The 18,174-nt window shown below is 70.6% G+C and carries 19 protein-coding genes; 7 read left to right on the top strand and 12 right to left on the bottom strand.

Going from position 1 to position 18,174, the window contains the following annotated elements; genetic code table 11:
* Nucleotides 1–79: 79 nt before the first annotated feature.
* The 7 genes from ACLJQZ_RS47710 to ACLJQZ_RS47680 all read right to left on the bottom strand — a co-directional run bounded on the left by ACLJQZ_RS47710 (nt 80) and on the right by ACLJQZ_RS47680 (nt 7,454).
* Nucleotides 80–1,708 (bottom strand): ABC transporter substrate-binding protein, encoded by a 1,629-nt coding sequence (locus tag ACLJQZ_RS47710; protein ID WP_410628274.1) that lies wholly within the window; start codon nt 1,706–1,708, stop codon nt 80–82.
* A gap of 305 nt (nt 1,709–2,013) precedes the next feature.
* A complete protein-coding gene (locus tag ACLJQZ_RS47705) occupies nt 2,014–2,967 on the bottom strand; it encodes an exopolyphosphatase (RefSeq protein ID WP_410628273.1) in 954 nt (317 codons plus the stop codon).
* 95 nt (nt 2,968–3,062) lie between these two features.
* Complete coding sequence (locus tag ACLJQZ_RS47700) at nt 3,063–4,238, bottom strand: lytic transglycosylase domain-containing protein (RefSeq protein ID WP_410628271.1); 1,176 nt, start codon at nt 4,236–4,238, stop codon at nt 3,063–3,065.
* A gap of 143 nt (nt 4,239–4,381) precedes the next feature.
* On the bottom strand, nt 4,382–4,891 hold the full coding sequence (locus ACLJQZ_RS47695) for a DUF501 domain-containing protein (protein ID WP_410628269.1): 510 nt from the start codon (nt 4,889–4,891) through the stop codon (nt 4,382–4,384).
* Nucleotides 4,892–5,040: 149 nt separating this feature from the next.
* Nucleotides 5,041–5,403: a septum formation initiator family protein gene (locus ACLJQZ_RS47690; RefSeq protein WP_328459201.1), complete on the bottom strand. Its 363-nt coding sequence runs from the start codon at nt 5,401–5,403 to the stop codon at nt 5,041–5,043.
* Nucleotides 5,404–5,614: 211 nt separating this feature from the next.
* Nucleotides 5,615–6,901, bottom strand: coding sequence for a phosphopyruvate hydratase (eno, locus tag ACLJQZ_RS47685; protein WP_410628267.1), 1,287 nt, complete (start codon nt 6,899–6,901; stop codon nt 5,615–5,617).
* Nucleotides 6,902–7,007: 106 nt separating this feature from the next.
* Nucleotides 7,008–7,454: a VOC family protein gene (locus ACLJQZ_RS47680; RefSeq protein WP_410628265.1), complete on the bottom strand. Its 447-nt coding sequence runs from the start codon at nt 7,452–7,454 to the stop codon at nt 7,008–7,010.
* Between the two features lie 72 nt (nt 7,455–7,526).
* On the opposite strand from ACLJQZ_RS47680, the gene ACLJQZ_RS47675 reads away from it, so the two are divergent.
* Complete coding sequence (locus ACLJQZ_RS47675) at nt 7,527–7,928, top strand: tetratricopeptide repeat protein (RefSeq protein WP_247057868.1); 402 nt, start codon at nt 7,527–7,529, stop codon at nt 7,926–7,928.
* A 236-nt stretch (nt 7,929–8,164) separates the two neighbouring features.
* On the opposite strand, the gene ACLJQZ_RS47670 is transcribed toward ACLJQZ_RS47675, so the two are convergent.
* Nucleotides 8,165–8,911, bottom strand: coding sequence for a murein transglycosylase (locus tag ACLJQZ_RS47670; RefSeq protein ID WP_410628275.1), 747 nt, complete (start codon nt 8,909–8,911; stop codon nt 8,165–8,167).
* Nucleotides 8,912–9,280: 369 nt separating this feature from the next.
* On the opposite strand from ACLJQZ_RS47670, the gene efeU reads away from it, so the two are divergent.
* The 6 genes from efeU to ACLJQZ_RS47640 are packed head-to-tail and all read left to right on the top strand — an operon-like array spanning nt 9,281 to nt 14,752.
* Complete coding sequence (gene efeU / locus ACLJQZ_RS47665; RefSeq protein ID WP_410628264.1) at nt 9,281–10,126, top strand: iron uptake transporter permease EfeU; 846 nt, start codon at nt 9,281–9,283, stop codon at nt 10,124–10,126.
* Nucleotides 10,123–11,283 carry an iron uptake system protein EfeO gene (gene efeO, locus ACLJQZ_RS47660; RefSeq protein WP_410628262.1) on the top strand — a complete coding sequence of 387 codons (1,161 nt, stop codon included), beginning with the start codon at nt 10,123–10,125 and terminating at the stop codon, nt 11,281–11,283. Before efeU ends, efeO begins: the two co-directional genes overlap by 4 nt.
* Nucleotides 11,280–12,551 (top strand): iron uptake transporter deferrochelatase/peroxidase subunit, encoded by a 1,272-nt coding sequence (gene efeB / locus ACLJQZ_RS47655; protein ID WP_410628260.1) that lies wholly within the window; start codon nt 11,280–11,282, stop codon nt 12,549–12,551. The genes efeO and efeB overlap by 4 nt, the downstream gene beginning before the upstream one ends.
* Nucleotides 12,552–12,599: 48 nt before the next feature.
* Nucleotides 12,600–13,169, top strand: a complete 570-nt coding sequence (locus ACLJQZ_RS47650) for a TetR/AcrR family transcriptional regulator (protein WP_326944449.1) — start codon at nt 12,600–12,602, stop codon at nt 13,167–13,169.
* Nucleotides 13,166–14,308, top strand: a complete 1,143-nt coding sequence (locus tag ACLJQZ_RS47645; protein ID WP_410628258.1) for a GDSL-type esterase/lipase family protein — start codon at nt 13,166–13,168, stop codon at nt 14,306–14,308. The genes ACLJQZ_RS47650 and ACLJQZ_RS47645 overlap by 4 nt, the downstream gene beginning before the upstream one ends.
* A gap of 33 nt (nt 14,309–14,341) precedes the next feature.
* Complete coding sequence (locus tag ACLJQZ_RS47640) at nt 14,342–14,752, top strand: PPOX class F420-dependent oxidoreductase (protein WP_247057880.1); 411 nt, start codon at nt 14,342–14,344, stop codon at nt 14,750–14,752.
* A gap of 41 nt (nt 14,753–14,793) precedes the next feature.
* Here ACLJQZ_RS47640 and ACLJQZ_RS47635 read toward each other — a convergent pair whose 3' ends face one another.
* From ACLJQZ_RS47635 to ACLJQZ_RS47620, 4 genes are all read right to left on the bottom strand, one after another.
* Complete coding sequence (locus ACLJQZ_RS47635) at nt 14,794–15,204, bottom strand: hypothetical protein (protein WP_410628256.1); 411 nt, start codon at nt 15,202–15,204, stop codon at nt 14,794–14,796.
* A 122-nt stretch (nt 15,205–15,326) separates the two neighbouring features.
* Nucleotides 15,327–15,890, bottom strand: coding sequence for a hypothetical protein (locus tag ACLJQZ_RS47630; RefSeq protein WP_410628254.1), 564 nt, complete (start codon nt 15,888–15,890; stop codon nt 15,327–15,329).
* Nucleotides 15,887–17,236, bottom strand: coding sequence for a hypothetical protein (locus ACLJQZ_RS47625; RefSeq protein WP_410628253.1), 1,350 nt, complete (start codon nt 17,234–17,236; stop codon nt 15,887–15,889). The genes ACLJQZ_RS47630 and ACLJQZ_RS47625 overlap by 4 nt, the downstream gene beginning before the upstream one ends.
* On the bottom strand, nt 17,236–18,039 hold the full coding sequence (locus tag ACLJQZ_RS47620; RefSeq protein WP_410628251.1) for an ABC transporter ATP-binding protein: 804 nt from the start codon (nt 18,037–18,039) through the stop codon (nt 17,236–17,238). Before ACLJQZ_RS47620 ends, ACLJQZ_RS47625 begins: the two co-directional genes overlap by 1 nt.
* Nucleotides 18,040–18,174: the final 135 nt, after the last annotated feature.

Genomic DNA, 18,174 nt, shown 5'->3' with positions numbered 1-18,174 from the left:
TTGTCGTGAGTGTTTAGGGCGGTTAGAACCGCCCTAAACACTCACGACGGCGTTGTGGTGGTTACGGCAGGTCAGCGCGTCACTTCTTCAGGACCTCGATGGACGGGTAGTCCGGCATGCGCCGGAAGTCCAGGCCCGCGGACTTGAGGTTCTTCGACTTCGCCGCGACGCCCTTCTCGTCCCACACCGGGATCGAGGGCAGGTCCTTCGCGATCAGGTCCTCGGCCTGCTGGTACAGCTTGACCGCGGCGTCCTTGTCGGCCGTGGCGTCCGCCTGGGCGAGGATCGAGTCGACCTGCGGGTTCGAGTACGACGAGTCGTTCGAGGAGCCGCCGGTCTTGTAGATCGGGTTGAGGAAGTCCTCGATGGACGGGTAGTCCGCCGACCAGTCCGACCGGCCCATGCCCGTCAGCTTCTTGCCGGTCACGATGCTGCGCCACTGGCCGAAGTCGGTGGCCGGCACGAAGTCGCACTCGACGCCGAGGGTGTTCTTGATGCTGTTGCACGCCGCGGTCAGCGGTTCCTTGCGGCCGCCGTCCGCGTTGGACGCGATCGTCAGCTTGCCCTTGAAGCCGGACTTCGCGAAGGCTTCCTTCGCCGCGGCCGGGTCGAACTTGCAGAACTGGCAGACGCCGGCGCGCGCACCCGGGATGCCCTGGGCGATGTAGCTGTCCGCGGGCACGTAGGTGTCGTTCATGACGGTCTTGGTGATCTGGGCCCGGTCGATCGCCATCGAGATCGCCTTGCGCAGCTCCAGGTTGTCGTAGCCCTGGACGTAGTACGGCAGCGCGATGGTGCTGATCCCGAGCAGGTGGCCGGTGACCAGGCGGTCGCCGAGGTCGGCCTTGTACTTGCCGCCCGCGACGGCCGACGGCGGCAGCGCCTCCATGAAGTCGAGCCGGCCGCTCAGCAGGTCCTGGTAGGCCGTCTCCTGGCTGGCGTAGATCTTGATGTTCAGGTCCTTGAAGTGGACCTTGTCGTCACCCTTGTAGTCGTCGAAGCGGGTGAGCTTGATGTCCTGGTTCGGCGTCCGCGAGACGAACTTCATCGGGCCGTTGCCGACCGGGTGCTGCTCGAAGCCCTTGGGGTCCTTGAAGAACACGTCGGGCAGCGGCGCGAACGCCTGGTAGCCGACCTTGATCGAGAACACCGAGAACGGCCCGTCCAGCGTCACCTGGAACTCGTAGTCGCCCTTGAGGACCAGGCCGGACATCTTGTCCGTGGCCGGCTTGGCGTTCTCGTCCGCGGGGTGGACGTCCTTGTAACCCTGGATGTTCGAGAAGAAGTCGGTGTTGAGCTGGCCGTTCGGGCCGTAGGCCCCGTAGTTCCAGGCGTCGACGAAGTTGTGCGCCTTCACCTCGGTGCCGTCGTGGAACTTCCAGCCCTGCTTGATCTTGATGTCGTAGACCTTGGAGTCGGTCGTCGTGATCGAGTCGGCCATCAGGTTGAACGGCTGTGCGTCCGCTCCCTTGAAGCCGACCAGCGTGGCGAACATGACCTGGATGGCCTTGGTGCCGCCGAGGTCGTTGATGTTGGTCGGGACCAGCGCGTTCTGCGGTTCCGTGCCGTAGACGCTGACCGTGCCGTCCGGGTCCGTCCCGCCCGAGCCCGTGGAGTCGCCTGAGCTACCACCGCCACAGGCGGCGAGCACCAGTGCCAGCGTGGTCACCACCGCGGAACTTCCCCAGAGCCTGCGCGAACGACGCATGATCCCCTCCACAATCCGGCTGTCCGAAAGATGGGACGCACGCTATCGGGGGCGGCGAAGGTGATCACAGGAGTGCGGTGTTGCAAATGTGTGACGACCTCACACGCCACCTGGTTGGAGTACGACCAACGTAGGAATACGGATACTCCGGACGGAGTAGTCCGGACGCCTTGTCATCGCGCGCTCACCCAGGGTGGGTCGCGAAATCCGTTGTGGCACAAGCCATTTCGGGCACGCGAACGAGCGGCGGTGGCCTGCACCACCGCCGCGGGCGCGTCACGTCGAAGTGACCGAACGTGACCGGTCTAGACGAGGGAAAGCGCGATGCCGTCGAGGATGTCGTGCTCGCTGACGATCAGCTCGGTCGGGCCGCCGCGGGCCGCGAGCTGCTCGGCGAGGGTCTGGACCACCACGGCGCCCCCGCCGATCACGTCGACCCGGCCGGGGTGGATCACCGGGTTCGCCGCGCGGGTGGCGTGGTCGGCGTGCAGCAGGCCCGAGGCGAGCCGGTCGATGTCCGCGGCGTCCAGCTTGGACAGGTGGACGCGCTCGCTGTCGTACTCCGCGAGGCCGAGGGCGATGGCCGAGAGCGTCGTCACCGTGCCGGCGACACCGACCCAGGTCTTCGCGCGCGAGACGTCGACGACGTCGAACGCCTCGGCCAGCACCTTCCCGGCGAGGTCGCGGGCGGCGGCGATCTCCCCGGCGGTCGGCGGGTCGCTCTTGAGGGCGCGCTCGGTGATCCGGACGCACCCGATGTCGACGGACTTCGCGGCGAGCACCTCGGCCTTGCGGCCGTCCCAGGTGCCGAGGACGAGCTCGGTCGAGCCGCCGCCGACGTCGACCACGACGAACGGGCCGTCGTCCGGGTCCTGCTCCCCGACGGCGCCGGTGAAGCTGAGCCGGGCTTCCTCGTCACCGCTGATCACCTCGGCCTCGACGCCGAGGGTCTCGCGCGTCATGCGGAAGAAGTCGTCGCGGTTCTTCGCGTCGCGGGTCGCGGAGGTGGCGACCATGCGCACCTTCTCGGCGCCCTTGCGGCGGGCCGCGATCGTGTAGTCGGCGAGCGCGACGCGGGTGCGTTCGAGCGCTTCGGGGGCGAGCTCGCCGGTGGCGTCGACGCCCTGGCCGAGCCGGACGATGCGCATCTCGCGGTGCAGGTCGCGCAGGTCCACCGTGCCGTCGTGGCGCGGGGTCAGCTCGGCGACGAGCAAGCGGATGGAGTTGGTCCCACAGTCGATCGCGGCAACACGAGGCATGGGATCCACCCTAGTCAACCCGCCACTTTCGTCGTGAAAGTGCCACTCGCGGGGCCGAATACGCATCTTTCCCTATGAAAGTGACGCGTCCGCGGTCACGTCGAGGGAGGTCCGACGGTGGTCGTGGTCGGAGTGGTCGACGTGCTGACCGAGGTGACCGTCGCACCGCAGCCCGGTTTCGTGGTCGTCGTCGGCGGTGGTGGCGTGGTGGGCGTTTCGCTGGTCGGAGTCGTGGTCGGCGGCGGGCTCGTCACCGTGATGACGCTGATCTCCGTCGTCGTGGTCGTGGTCGTCGTCGGCGACGCGCACGACGTCGGGGGCGGCGAGGTCGTGCCGCCCGGTGTGGTCGTCGTCGGCGGGGCGGCCGGGGTCGTCGTCGGGACCGGCGGGGGCGGGATCGACGGCGGCGGGGGCCCGGACGCCGCGTTGGGCGCGCCGATCGGGATCGTGCTGTCCGGGATCTGCATGATGCCGCTGCGGTACGCGTCGGCCCAGAGGACCACCGTGTTCACGTACGTGTCGGAGTTGTTGTAGCGGTAGATCGCGCCGCGCAGCTGGTCCGGGTTGCCCAGGTCGAAGCCGCCCGAGCAGAGGTAGCGGCCGGTGGCCAGGGCCGCGTCGAAGATGTTGTTGGGGTCGGACTTGCCGTCGCCGTTGCCGTCGGAGGCGTAACCGCGCCAGGTCCCCGGGATGAACTGGGTCGGGCCGACCGCGCGGTCCCACACCGGGTCCGTGTCGAGCAGGCCCTGGTCGGTGTCCGGGATCGCGGCGAACCCGCCCTGGCCGTTGAGCTCCGGGCCGAGGATCGGCTCGCGCGTGGTGCCGGCGGCGTCGACGTACCCGCCGCGGGCGTGGTTGGACTCGATGCGGCCGATGCTGGCGATCAGCGCCCAGTCGATGTGGCACGCGGGCTGCTCGCGGCCGAGGATGTCGGCGGCGTTGTGGTACGCGGCGAGCGCGGTGGCCGGGATGCCGAGGGGACCGTCGGGGAGTTCGTAGGCCGGCAGCGGCAGCGGGATGGGGGCGCCGGGGAGGGTGCCGTCGACGGCGATCTGCTGGATGGCGGCGCGGCCGGGGTCGTAGCCCTGGGCGAGCGCGGCGTCGCGGGTGTGGTCACCGCTGCCGCCGAGCCAGCCGAGGACGCCACCGCCGGCCACCAGGGCCGGGATCACCGCAAGGACGCCGAGGACGATCGGGTACGCGTTGCGGTGGCGGATCCCGAATCTTCGGGCGTAGCTCCCGACTGCGTCAGGCAGTCGCCGCACACGCATAACTCGAAACCCTCCTGGCCGGAACCCCTCGGGTGACAGCCTGCCGTACCCGGGGCGCGGTTACACCCCTTCGGGAGTCGGGATCTTCCCGGATCGGGGTTTTCGCTCACCCAGACCAGTTATCTCCTCACGGCCTGCGTTCGTTACTCGGCACAGTCTCCCGCGGGCCACCCGTTCGCCTTAAGGAGCGCGAGGGTCTCGTCACCGAAAGGATTCACGCCGGGACCGACCGCGAGCGAGTGGGCGACGTGCACGTGCAGGCACTTGACGCGGCCGGGCATACCGCCGGCGGTGACCTGGTGGCCGAGGGGCTCGATCGCGTCGCGCTCGGCGAGGTAGGTCTCGTGGGTGCGCTGGTACTGCGCGGCGAGCTCGGGATCGGTGGTGAGCCGCTCGGTCATCTCCTTCATGATCCCGGACGCCTCGATCGTGCCGATCATCGAGTTCAGCTTCGGGCAGGTCAAGTAGTAGAGCGTCGGGAACGGCGTGCCGTTCTCCAGCCGCGGGCTGGTCTGCACGACGGAAGGGTGCCCGCTCGGGCACCGCGCGGCGACGGCCCGCAACGCCCGCGGCGGCCGTCCGAGCTGCTCCGCGATGACCTCGCGGTCGGCGTCGGTGACGGGCTCGAACCGGTGCTGCTGCGTGCTGTTCACGCGCTCAAGGTTAATGCGTGGGGCTCACCACCCGGCCGCGACCCATACGCCCCATTGTGGCGTTGGGTGCGTTCAACGCACCCAACGCCACATTGGGTGCGTCAGATGCACCCAACGCCACATTGGGGCGTTTGGAAGCCCGGGGGACGTCAGCCGCCGGAGACCTGGTTCCAGAGGTTGTCGTACCAGGAGCCGTCCGGGATCTGCTGCTGGCCCGGCTGCGGGACCGTGTCCTGGGCCTTGTCCTCGGGCAGCTGGACGATGTACGGCGTCTCGCCCGGCTTGACGTAGCGGAGCCGGCGCCGGGCCTCCGCCTCGATCTGCGCCGGGTCGCTCAGCTCCGCCTTGCGGCCCTGGAGCTGAGCGACCGTCTGCTGCAGCAACGCCTGCTGCGCCTGCTGCTGGCGGATCTCGGTCCGCTGGGAGAGGTACGTGCGCAGCGGCACGGCGATGGTGAACGCCAAGGCGCACACCACGATCGCCACCACCGCCGCGCGGCGGGTGGTGGACATGCCGAGCACCTTCGCCGCACCCGACGCGCGTTTCTGCGCAAGGCCCCGGCGCAGCCGGTCCCTGGTCGTCTCCGCGTCGCCGGTGCGGCGGGCCCGCGCCGCCTCGGGGCGGCGGGCCCGTGAAGACCCGCCTACCCGCGTGGCACCGCCGCCGGCGGCGCGGCTGCCGCCCCGGCTGCGTGGTGCCCTCCCCCGGTCCGCCATAGCAGGCTCAGCCCTCGGCGCTGAACCGCGGGAAGGCCAGCTCGCCGGCGTACCGGGCGGCGTCACCGAGGGTCTCCTCGATGCGCAGCAGCTGGTTGTACTTGGCGATCCGCTCGCCGCGGGCCGGAGCACCGGTCTTGATCTGGCCGACGCTGGTGGCGACCGCGAGGTCCGCGATGAACGTGTCCTCGGTCTCGCCGGAGCGGTGGCTCATCATCGACTTGTAGCCGAACGACGTGGCCAGCGAGATCGCGTCGAGCGTCTCGGACAGGGTGCCGATCTGGTTGACCTTCACCAGCAGCGCGTTGGCGGCGCGGCGAGTGATGCCTTCCTCGAGCCGGTCCGGGTTGGTGACGAACAGGTCGTCGCCGACGATCTGGACCTTCTCGCCGACCTCGGCGGTCAGGGTGACCCAGCCGTCCCAGTCGTCCTCGCTCAGCGGGTCCTCGATGGAGACCATCGGGTAGTCGCGGATCAGCTCGGCGTAGTACGCCGACATCTGCTCGGCGCTCTTCTTGCTGCCCTCGAAGGTGTACGCGCCGTCGGCGAAGAACTCCGTCGCGGCGACGTCGAGCGCGAGCGCGACGTCACGGCCCGGCGTGTAACCGGCCTTCTCGATGGCCTGCAGGATCAGGTCGAGCGCCTCGCGGTTGTTCGCCAGGTTCGGCGCGAAGCCGCCCTCGTCGCCCAGACCGGTCGAAAGGCCGCGGCCTTTCAGCACCGACTTCAGCGAGTGGTAGACCTCGGCGCCCCAGCGCAGAGCCTCGCGGAAGGTCTCCGCGCCGATCGGCGCGATCATGAACTCCTGGACGTCGACGTTGCTGTCCGCGTGCGAACCGCCGTTGAGGATGTTCAGCATCGGGACCGGCAGCACGTGCGCGTTCGGCCCGCCCAGGTAGCGGAAGAGGTCCAGGTCGGCCGACTCGGCGGCGGCCTTCGCGACGGCCAGCGAGACGCCGAGGATGGCGTTCGCACCGAGGCGGGACTTCGCCGGCGTGCCGTCGAGGTCGACCAGCTTCTGGTCGACGATCCGCTGGTCGACGGCTTCGATGCCGACCATCTCGGGGCCGATCTCGTCGAGCACCGCGGCGACCGCGCGCTCGACGCCCTTGCCGTTGTAGCGACCGGTGTCGCCGTCGCGGAGCTCGACCGCTTCGTGTTCGCCGGTGGACGCGCCCGACGGGACGGCGGCCCGGGCCAGGGTGCCGTCGTCGAGGGCGACCTCCACCTCGACGGTCGGGTTGCCGCGCGAGTCCAGAATCTCGCGCGCGCCTACCTGCTCGATGAGAGCCACGCCATGCTCCTCGGTACGTCGTGCCTGCGGTTTCGCGCCCAGCCTAGCCGTCACCGCAGTTCACCCGTTGGAGGCACGGCCGGTAGCGGCCGGTCCGCGAGCGTCTTCAGCCGTCCGCGCGGACGGCCCGCCAGCCCGGCGGCAGCTCCACGACGTCGGACGTCTGCTGCCAGAACGTCCAGCTGTTGCCGCCGAGATCGGCGACGGTGAACACCCGCGCGCCGTAGGGCTGGTCCTGCGGCGGGTCGAGCTCGCCCTCGTCACCGAGCGCCGCACCGATCCGCGCGTAGCAGGCGTCGACGTCGTCGACGTACAGGATGTTGAGCTGGCCGACCGGGCCGTCGACGCCCTTGGCCTGCCAGTAGTCCGGGCCGACGCCCGCGAGCTGGATCCGCGCGTCGCCCGCGCGAAGCGTCGCCTGGAAGACCTCGCCCGCGGCGTCGCAGAAGCGGACCTCCTCGGTGAACCCGAAGACCCTGGTCAGCCAGGCCAGCGCCGCGGTGGCGTCGGCGTAGTAGAGGTAGGGCGCCAAGCCCCGGTACCCGCTGCTCATGGCGGCACAGTCCATCATGTCCCGTTCACGGGCGTGTGTTAGCCCCTCTCCCGAGGTAAAGTGGGAGTGACCATGACGGACGCCGCAGCTGCTTCGCAGCCTCCCGAGGAGTCGCGGTTCCATGCCTTCCGCCAGGCCGAAGACCTCGTCGGCCGCCGTCGCCCGCTCGACGCGCTGAAGGCGTTGCAACCGCTCCTGGAATCCGAGACGGACAAACCGTCGGTGCACCTGCTGGCCGGGCGCGCCTACTTCCACTCCGCCCAGTTGCGGCGCGCCGAGCAGGCGTTCACGCGGGTGCTGGAGCTGGATCCGACGGACCACTACGCCCGCTTCATCCTGGGCCGCACCCTCCAGCGCCTCGGCCGGTTCGTCGAGGCACTGGCGCAGATGCGGATGGCCTCGGCGATGAACCCGGTGCCGGAGTACCTGGAAGCGATCAGCGAGGTCAAGGCGCACATCGCGCTCCGGGACTGAGCACCTCCCCCGAGGGACTGGGCACCAGGGCCGGAGGACCGTACTTTCGGCCGATCTCTGCGGGCCCCTCGGCCGATCCGCGAACACCCTTCCCTGGGCGAAGCTGGTTCCAGACCGCAAGGAACCAGGAGGGAACGAAAATGGGGATCTTCGCCACGTTGGGTGCGTACGCCGGAGTGCTGCTGCTCGTGCTGACGGCGATCACGCCGTTTTTCGCCGACCGGGAGCTGTAAGCCTCACGGCGCGACGCTCGCCTCCGCGTAGGCGTCCGCCGCGCTGAAGACGTCCTGGCCGTACGTCACGGCCGAGTTGTAGAACAGCATCGCCCGCCACCAGCCGGCCGGGGTGCCCAGGTCGTCGCCGCCCGAGCACAGGTAGCGCGCCGCCGTGAAGGCCGCGTCGTCGACGTTCTGGGGGTCGGGCGAGCCGCCGTCGCCGTTGGCGCGCTCCTGGTACTTCTTCCACGTCGCCGGCGGGAACTGCAGCGGACCGATCAGGTGGTCCCACGACTTGTCGCCGTCGAGCTTGCCGCCGTCGGTGTCGTGCACCGCCGGGACGCCGGGCGAGCCGTCCAGCGGCGGGCCGACCACCGGCATGACGACGCGGCCGTCCGGCCGGATCGCCGAGAGGTCGAACTTCCCGCGCTCGGCCTCGACCCGGCCGATGCCCGCGAGCGTCGCCCACGACAGGTGGCACGTCGGCTTCTGGCGCTGCATCCACATCTCCGCCCGGCCGTACGCCGAAACCACGCGCGCCGGGATGTGCGTCTTGCCCGCGACGCGCGTCGACCACGCGTCGAGCTCGGCCTGGTCGGACACCTGCGGCCGGTCGACCGGCGCGGCGAGCCCGGCCCGCGGCGACTCCGCGCCGGGCTGCGGGCGCTGCACCGGGATGGCGAGCGCCGGCTGGGGCGGCGGCGGGGCCGCCGGCGTATCCGGGTTCCGGACACCGATGGTGAGGACGAGGACCACTCCGGTGAGCACCAGACCCACCGCGAGCGCCGCCCGGCCGAGATAGCGCCGCGGTGGACCACCCGAGGGCGGCGAGTCCGGAGGCGTGACGGTCGGCTGAGCGGTTTCGGCCACCCGATCAGGTTACGGAGCCACTCAAGAGGGACCACGGACGCCTGACCAGGCAAACGCAGGGTAAAAACAGGTCCGCTGCCAGCGACGTCACAGATTTTGTTATCGAGTCGACGCGCAGTGCGCTGACCTGCGGTTACCCTAACCTAACTTCCACTCCCGGTCCCTTTTGCCCGGTTTTTCGGGCTTCCTGGGAGGTGCGCTCGCTGGACTTACAGGTGAGCCTTACCTAAAAACTTCACGGGACCAGAAGAACAAGGAGGTGGACCGGTGTTGTTCTCGAGCGCGCTGATCGGGCTACGCGAAGGCCTGGAGGCTGCGCTCGTCGTCAGCATCCTCGTGGCCTTCCTGGTCAAGACCGAGCGGCGCCACGCGCTGCGCTGGGTGTGGCCCGGGGTCGGCGCGGCGGTGCTGCTGTCGATCGCCGTCGGCGCGGTCCTGACCTACACGACCGCCCAGCTCTCGTTCGAGCACCAGGAGCTGCTCGGCGGGAGCCTGTCGATCGTGGCCGTCGTGTTCGTCACGGCGATGATCTTCTGGATGCGCAAGGCGTCCAAGAGCATCGCCGCCGAGCTGCGCGGGAAGATGGACGACGCGCTGGACGTCGGCCCGATGGCCGTGCTGCTGCTGTCCTTCCTCGCGGTCGGCCGCGAGGGCCTCGAAACCGCCGTGTTCTTCTACTCCGCCGTGCAGACCGCGCAGTCGGACACCGTGCAGCCGCTGATCGGGTTCGCCATCGGCATCGCGGCCGCGGTCATCCTGGCCTACCTGCTCTACCGCGGTGCCGTCCGGTTCAACCTGTCGAAGTTCTTCACGATCACCGGCGTGCTGCTCGTGTTCGTCGCGGCCGGCGTGCTCGGCTACGGCCTGCACGACCTCCAGGAGGCCGCGTTCCTGCCGGGCATCAACACCCTCGCTTTCGACGCGTCGAACGTGCTGCCGGAGACGTCCTGGTACGGCGCCCTGCTCAAGGGCATCCTCAACTACTCGCAGCAGACGACCGTGCTGCAGGCCATCGCGTGGGTCGCCTACGTCGTCATCGTGCTGCCCCTTTTCCTCAAGCCCAGCAAGAAGACCGCGCCGGCGCCCGCCGCCGCGGCCGCCCCGAAGGAGTGACCGTGCGCAAGACCCACAGAACCCCGCTGGCCCTGGTCGCCGGCGCCGCCGCGCTGGTGACGCTCGCCGCGTGCGACGGCCAGGGCAGCACCGGCTCCGGCACCGAGACGGGCGCCGCCGGCGGCCCGATCAAGGTCGAGGCCTCGGACACCGCGTGCACCGTCTCGGTCAACACCGCCGCCGCGGGCAACGTCACCTTCGAGATCACCAACAAGGGCGCCAAGGTCACCGAGTTCTACCTCTACGCCGAGGGTGACCGGATCATCGGCGAGGTCGAGAACATCGCGCCGGGCCTCAACCGGCGGCTGATCGTCGAGGCGTCCGACGCGGGCAAGTACCAGACCGCGTGCAAGCCGGGCATGGCCGGCAACGGCATCCGCGGCGACTTCACCATCACCGGCGGCGCGGCGAAGCAGACCGACGCCAACGCCCAGAAGGCCCAGGCCACCAAGAGCTACGCCGACTACGTCGCCAACAACACCACCGCACTGGAGGAGGAGACGGGCAAGTTCGTCGACCTCGTCAAGGCGGGCAAGGCCGACGAGGCGAAGGCCGCGTACGCGCGCACCCGGATCTACTACGAGCGCATCGAGCCGGTCGCCGAGAAGTTCGGCGACCTCGACCCGGCGATCGACGTCCGCGAGGCCGACCTCGAGCCGGGCCAGCAGTTCACCGGGTTCCACCGGCTGGAGAAGGACCTGTACGTCACCGGCTTGAAGCCCGACAGCTCCCAGATCGCGGACAAGCTGCTCACCGACGTCAAGGACCTCGTCACGAAGTCGAAGACGCTGCAGCTGACCGCGCTCGACCTGGCCAACGGCGCGAAGGGCCTGCTCGACGAGGTCGCCACCGGCAAGATCACCGGCGAGGAGGAGACCTTCTCGCACACGGACCTGTGGGACTTCCAGGCCAACGTGGACGGCTCGAAGGGCGCGATCACCTCGCTGCGGCCGCTGCTGCAGGAGCGCGACCCCGCCCTCGTGTCCACTTTGGACAAGGAGTTCGCGAACGTGCAGGGCCTGCTCGACAAGACCCGCGTCGGGGACGGCTACAAGCTGTACGACCAGCTGTCGCAGGACGAGATCAAGGCGTTCGCCAGTGCCGTCGACGCGCTGAGCGAGCCGCTGAGCAAGGTTGCGGAGGTTGTGTCACGGTGACCTTGAAAGGCGAGACCGAAGACTCAACCCGCGTCTCCCGTCGGAAGCTCTTCGGCCTGGCGGGAGCGGGTGTCGCGCTCGCCGGGGCCGGGGCCGCGGCGGGCATCGGGATCGACAAGGCGACCAACAGCAACGCCGAGGCGTCGGTGACCACCGTCGACTTCCACGGCGAGCACCAGGCCGGGATCGTCACGCCGGCCCAGGCGAACCTGCACTTCGCCGCCTTGGACGTGACGACCACCGACCGCGAGAAGCTGCGGCAGCTGCTCAAGACGTGGACCGACGCGGCCCGCCGGATGACGGCGGGCCAGGAGGTCGTCACGAACGGCGCGGTCGGCGGCGGCGAGTTCGCCCCGCCGGGCGACACCGGCGAGGCGCTCGACCTGCCGGCGTCGCACCTGACGCTGACCATCGGTTTCGGGCCGTCGCTGTTCGACGGCCGCTTCGGTCTCGCGGCGAAGCGGCCGCCGCAGCTGATCGACCTGCCGCTGTTCCCGAAGGACAAGCTGGACCCCACGCGCAGCGGCGGCGACCTGTGCATCCAGGCGTGCGCGGACGACCCGCAGGTCGCCGTGCACGCGGTGCGCAACCTGGTGCGGCTCGGCTTCGGCGTCACCGAGGTCCGCTGGTCGCAGCTCGGCTTCGGCCGCAGCTCGTCGACGTCGCGGGCGCAGCAGACACCGCGGAACCTGTTCGGCTTCAAGGACGGCACGAACAACATCAAGTCCGAGGACACCGACTTCCTGCGCGACCAGGTGTGGGCCACGCCGGCCGACGGGCAGGCCTGGATGGCGGGCGGCAGCTACCTGGTGGCGCGCCGGATCCGGATGCACATCGAGACGTGGGACCGCGAGACCCTCGACGGCCAGCAGAAGATCATCGGCCGCACGAAGGGCGTCGGTGCGGCGCTGGGCCAGCAAAACGAGTTCGACGAGATCGACCTGGACGTCGGTGGCGCGGGCGGCGAGAAGCTGATCGCCGAGGACGCCCACATCCGGCTCGCGTCGCACCAGGCCTTGAACGGGACCCGGATCCTGCGCCGCGGCTACAACTTCGTCGACGGCTCGGACGGCGTCGGGCACCTGGAGGCCGGGCTGTTCTTCCTGGCGTTCAACCGGGACACGCGCAAGCAGTACGTCCCGATGCAGCAGGCGCTCTCGTCGAAGGACGCGATGATGGAGTACGTCCAGCACACCGGCTCGGCGCACTTCGCCGTCCCGCCGGGCCCGACCCCGCAGTCCAGCTGGGGCGACGCCCTATTTGCCTAAAGACTTTAGGCTGATCTACACTCGCTTTAGGCAAAAGGGAGTGTAGTCATGGTTCGTGCTGGGTTGACCACGGAACGCGTCGTGCGCGCCGGGGCGGAATTGGCCGACGAGGCCGGCTTCGAGCAGGTGACGCCGTCGGAGCTGGCGCGGCGGTTCGACGTCAAGGTCGCGAGCCTGTATTCGCACGTCAAGAACGCCCACGACCTGCGGACGAAGATCGCCCTGCTCGCACTGGAGGAGCTCGCCGACCGGGCCGCCGCAGCGCTGGCGGGGCGGGCGGGGCGCGACGCGCTCGTGGCCTTCGCCGACGTCTACCGCGACTACGCCCGGGAGCACCCCGGGCGGTACGCCGCCGCGCGGTTCCGGCTCGACCCGGAGACCGCCGCCGCGAGTGCCGGGGTCCGGCACTCGCAGATGATGCGCGCGATCCTGCGCGGTTACGACCTCACCGGGCCGGACGAGACGCACGCCGTCCGGCTGCTGGGCAGCGTCTTCCACGGCTACGTCGACCTGGAGTCCCAGGGCGGCTTCGACCACAGCTCCCCCGCCTCCCAGGAGTCCTGGACCCGGATCCTGGCCGTCCTCGACACCCTTCTCCGCGATTGGCCGCAGACATGATCACCACCGCCCTCACCGCCTCGCTGGTTCGCGGCGCGCTCGAACTGGAGCCCACCGAACTCGGCCTGGTCCCGCACCGGCTGCCCGCCCGCGCACGAGCCCAGAACACTGACCCGCGCCTGGCCATGGCCGAGGCACAGCCCGCGGGCGTCCGGCTGCGGTTCCGGACCCGCGCCGACGTCGTCGAGCTGGAAACGCGGCCCACGAAGCTGGTGTACGCGGGTGCCCCGCCGCGCCCGGACGGCGTCTACGACCTGCTCGTCGACGGCCGCCTCGCGCAGTCGGGCGTCGTCGAGGGCGGCAGCACGCTGACCGTCGATCCGCGCACCGGCGCCGGGTCGCGGGCCGACGGCCCGACCGGCCGCGTCCGGTTCGCCGGCCTCGGCGACGGCTTCAAGGACGTCGAGATCTGGTTGCCGCACAACGAGATCACCGAGCTGGTGGCCTTGCGCACCGACGCGCCGGTCGAGACCGGGCCGGCCCGCGGCCGGGTCTGGCTGCACCACGGCAGCTCGATCAGCCACGGCTCGAACGCGGCGACGCCGTCCGGGACGTGGCCCGCGCTCGCCGCCACCGCGGCCGGAGTGGACCTGGTGAACCTCGGGTTCAGCGGCAACGCGCTGCTCGACCCGTTCACCGCCCGCGCGCTGCGGGACACCCCGGCCGACCTGATCAGCGTCAAGCTCGGCATCAACGTCGTCAACGCGGACCTGATGCGGCTGCGCGCGTTCGGCCCGGCCGTGCACGGGTTCCTCGACACCATCCGCGACGGGCACCCGGACACGCCGCTGCTGGTCGTCTCGCCGATCCTCTGCCCGATCCACGAGCGGACGCCGGGGCCCGGGGACTTCGACCACGAGGCGCTGGCCGCGGGCGAGGTGCGGTTCCGGGCCACCGGCGACCCCGCCGAGACGGCGGCGGGCAAGCTGACGCTGGAGGTCATCCGCGCCGAGCTGGAGCGGATCGTGGCGGCCCGGCGGGACGCCCGGCTGCACTACCTCGACGGCCGCGCGTTGTACGGCGAAGCCGACTTCGCGGAGTTCCCGCTGCCGGACAACCTGCACCCGGACCCGGCGGCGCACCGCCGGATCGGCGAGCGGTTCACGAAGCTCGTGTTCGCCGACGGCGTCTTCTCTTGACTTCAAGCTCGCTTGAAGTTGAATGCTGGACGCATGTTCACCGAAGCAGAGCTCGCGTACCTCGCTGACCAGCCCCTCGGCCGCCTGGCGACGGCCCAGCCCGACGGCAAGCTCCAGGTCAACCCGGTCGGCTTCCGCTACAACCCGGACGAGAAGACCGTCGACGTCACCGGGCACAACCTGCGCACCAGCAAGAAGTTCCGCAACATCGCGACGAATGACCAGGTCGCGTTCGTCGTCGACGACCTCCCGTCGACGAACCCGTGGCGGGTCCGCTGCCTGGAGATCCGCGGCCGCGCGGAAGCACTGGTCGGCGTCAGCCTCCCGGACAACCACTTCGACGACGCGGTGATCCGCATCCACCCGGCCCGCATCCTCGCCTTCGGCGTCGAGGACTGGGACCGGGAACCCCTGGAGCTGGAGACGAACATCCGCAACGTCTGAGGGCCGCCGGTGCGGGCGCTGGGGGTGCCCGCACCGCCGGGTCACGACATGGTGCCGCAGGCGGCGCGGGTGCACCACACCTGGTGCACGGGCTCGTAGTCGTCGATGTACAGCACCGCGTAGACCTTCTGGACACCACCCGGGACGTCGATGGAGAGCGGGTCGTCGTGCCAGGTGACGGTCTCGCCGGCGTTGGCGGCATGGCACTTCGCGTTGCCGGAGTCGTAGATGCCGTTGGATCCCCAGTAGCAGACCCGGCGCAGGCCGCTCGCCGCGTGGAGCGAGCCGGTGATGTAGACCGTGCGGCCGCCGGTCCAGGTGATGGTCCCCTTGGTCTGGGTGGCGCCGAAGGTCATGGTCCAGCCGGTCCCGGCCGCTTGGGCGGCGGTGGTGCCGGTGAGGAGGGTGCCGGCGACCGCGGCGACGGCCAGCAAGGATTTGAGTGCGCGCAACGAAGTTCCTTTCCGGGGCGGAGTTCCCCGTGCCTGGGCGGAACCGGTCACGCGGCATCCGCGTCCGGCCACGGCATCCACGCCCGGCCGCGCCTTTCGGTTGAGCCGCCGCGGGAAACCCGCTACCGGCGGCCGCCCCAGGCCGCGTAGGCCGCCGCTCCCGTTGCCGCCAGCACCACCGCCGTCCACGTCGCCGCCGCCGTGGCCGGGGGTTGCAGCATCCACGCGGTGATGCGGGTGCCGGTCGAGTCGTCGTCCGGGACGAACGGGCCGACCGCGCACCACGCCAGCGAGAGCGTCCAGCCGAACTGGCCGCCCGCCACCGTGGCCGCGAGGCCGGCCAAGCCCGCCAAGCCCGCCGCGTCACGGACTATGATCGACAAGTCGATAATCGGCGTGCCCAAGTGCTGCACTCCCAGCACCAGCGCGCCCGTCGTGAGGCCGATCAGGGCCAGGTGGGCGAACCGCCGGACCGGCCACGGCAGCGCCGCGGCCCGGTCGAGGTCGGCGTCCTGGCCGCTCAGGCCGATCGCCGCCACCGCGACCCCGGCCGCCAGCGTCAGCACCACCAGCAGGGTGCCCCACGAGTCGCGGCCCAGGAACCACAGGCCGGCCGTGGCCACCAGCAGCGCCGCGAACGCCGCCGGGAGCTGCCTCGACCGGGCGTAGAGGATCGCCCACCTCATCGCAGCGCCCCCGGCACGAGCGTGTCGAGCGGGTCGCCGTTGCAGGTCAGCAGTACCTGGCGCAGTGCGGCCACCCGGGCGAACCGCACGTCCGCCGGCAGCGCGCGGAACTTCTGCCACACCTGCTCGAGCCGGCCGGACTCCTGGCGGAACCAGCTGCCACCGTACTCGGGCAGCGGCTTCAGCTCGCCGGTGAAGTACGCCGCCGCGATCATGCGGCCGCCCATGTCGGACAGGTCGCCGTAACTCGGTGGCATGCACGCGGGCAGCCCGGCCCCGGACAGCACCGCGACCCGCAGGGCACTCGCGTCCGCCGTGAGCAGCTCGTCGTTGATCTGGAAGTCCAGGTAGACGACGCCGGAATCGCGAGCGGGCCGGCCGGCGACGGAGTTCGGCGCCGTCTGCTCCTCGATCCGGGTCGGCGCGCCGGGCAGCTTCGCCAACATCGCCAGCGCTTCGCGGCCCGGGCCGGCCAGCGCGGCCAGCCTGTCCTCGTGCGCCCGGCTGACGCAGATCGGCCCGTCGCAGAGCTTCTGCGCGGCGATGCTGTCGGCGGCTACGAGACCATCGGCGGAGGCCGGGAAGACCGGCAGGGCGATCGCCGCTCCGGCCACCACCGGCAGCAGGCCGAGGACCCGGGCCCGCGCGGAGTTCGCCGCCAGCAGCAGGAACCCCGTCAGGGCGAGCCCGAGGAACCACGCCGTCTGCCCGAGGTCCACCGAGGTCGACGTCGTCACCAGCGCGCCCCGCGGTTCCTCGAGGGTCGGCGCCAGCAACCCGAATCGGCTGTAGGACAGCGAAAGCCCGCCCGACGCCCAGGCCAGCACCGACACCACCAGGGTCAGCACGGCCAGCGCGGGCGCGGTCAGCGGGTGCGGCAGCAGCCGCCCGATCGCCAGGCCGACCCAGCTCCCGGCCACGATGGCGAGCAGGCCGACGAAGAGGACCGGCAGGAAGCTCGCGGACACGAACCCGCCGTGCCCGAGCACCTCGGCCAGGCCGACGCCGAACACCAGCACGAACCCGAGCGCGCTCAGCGCCCCCACCGCCCCGGCCAGCCGCAGCGCCCGGTGCCACCCCGGCCGTGACGTCGTGGACAACAGCTCGACCACGCCGGACCGGCTGTCACGCATGCCCTGGATCGCCCCGGCGCCGACGGCGATCGGCCACAGGAACACCAGGAGGAACCGCAGCCACAACGCGGTGGTCGTCGTGTTCCCCGTCCACGGCGCGGGCACCTTCCACCACGGGCCGGACAGCAGGAACAGGTACCCGAGCGCGACCACGACGAGCGCCAGCCCGGCCCAGGGCGCGATGGAGCGCCGCAGTTCGATGCGGAAGACCATCACCACGCCCCCTTGCCCGGCTCGTGGTTCAGCAGCGCCGAATAGCCGCGCTCGATCGGGCTGTCGCCGACGTGGTCCGGGGTCCCCGCCGCGGCCAGTTCGGCGGGGGTGCCCTGGAAGACCAGCTTGCCCTCGGCGAAGAGCACGACGTCGGTACACGCTGTGCCGACGTCTTCGACCAGGTGCGTCGAGATCAGCACGCACGAGTCCTGACCCAGTTCCTGGACGAGCTCGCGGAACCGGACGCGCTGGGCCGGGTCCAGACCCGCCGTCGGCTCGTCGAGCAGCAGGATGTCCGGGTCGTTGACGATCGCCTGCGCGATCCCGACGCGGCGCACCATGCCGCCGGACAGCGTCTTCATCCGGTCGTCGGCGCGGTCGGCCAGCCCGACGCGCTCGATCGCGCGCTGCACCGCGCCCGGGATGTCCGCCTTCGGCATTTCCTTGAGCCACGCCAGGTATTCGACGAACTCGCGGACCGTGAACCGCTTGTAGTAGCCGAAGTTCTGGGGCAGGTAACCGATCCGGCGGCGCAGGCCGCGCTGCCCGGTGTGCCCCCCGGCCGCCGCACCGAGCAGCGTCAGCCGGCCTTCCGCCGGCCGCAGCACCGTCGCCAGCGCCCGGATCAGCGTCGTCTTGCCCGCGCCGTTCGGCCCGAGCAGGCCGTGCACCCCCTTGCCGAGGGACAGGTCCAGCCCGTCCACCGCCATTTTCCGCCGGCCGACCCGCACCTTCAGCCCTTCCGCCCGGATTTCCCAGGCGTAGGCCGTTGGCGCGATCTCGGCGGCCCCGACAGCACGCATGTCTTCCTCCCTAGTGTCCTGCGCCGGAAATTCGTGAGATATATCGGGCGAGCGAGTCGAGGATCTCTTCGGCAGTCTTCTTCCACACGAACGGCTTGGGGTCCTCGTTCCAGTCCTTGATCCACTCGCGGACGT

Origin of the sequence: Amycolatopsis sp. cmx-8-4 (genome assembly GCF_046548675.1) — a bacterium.
Lineage (GTDB): Bacteria > Actinomycetota > Actinomycetes > Mycobacteriales > Pseudonocardiaceae > Amycolatopsis.
This window is presented reverse-complemented; position numbering and strand designations above follow the sequence as displayed.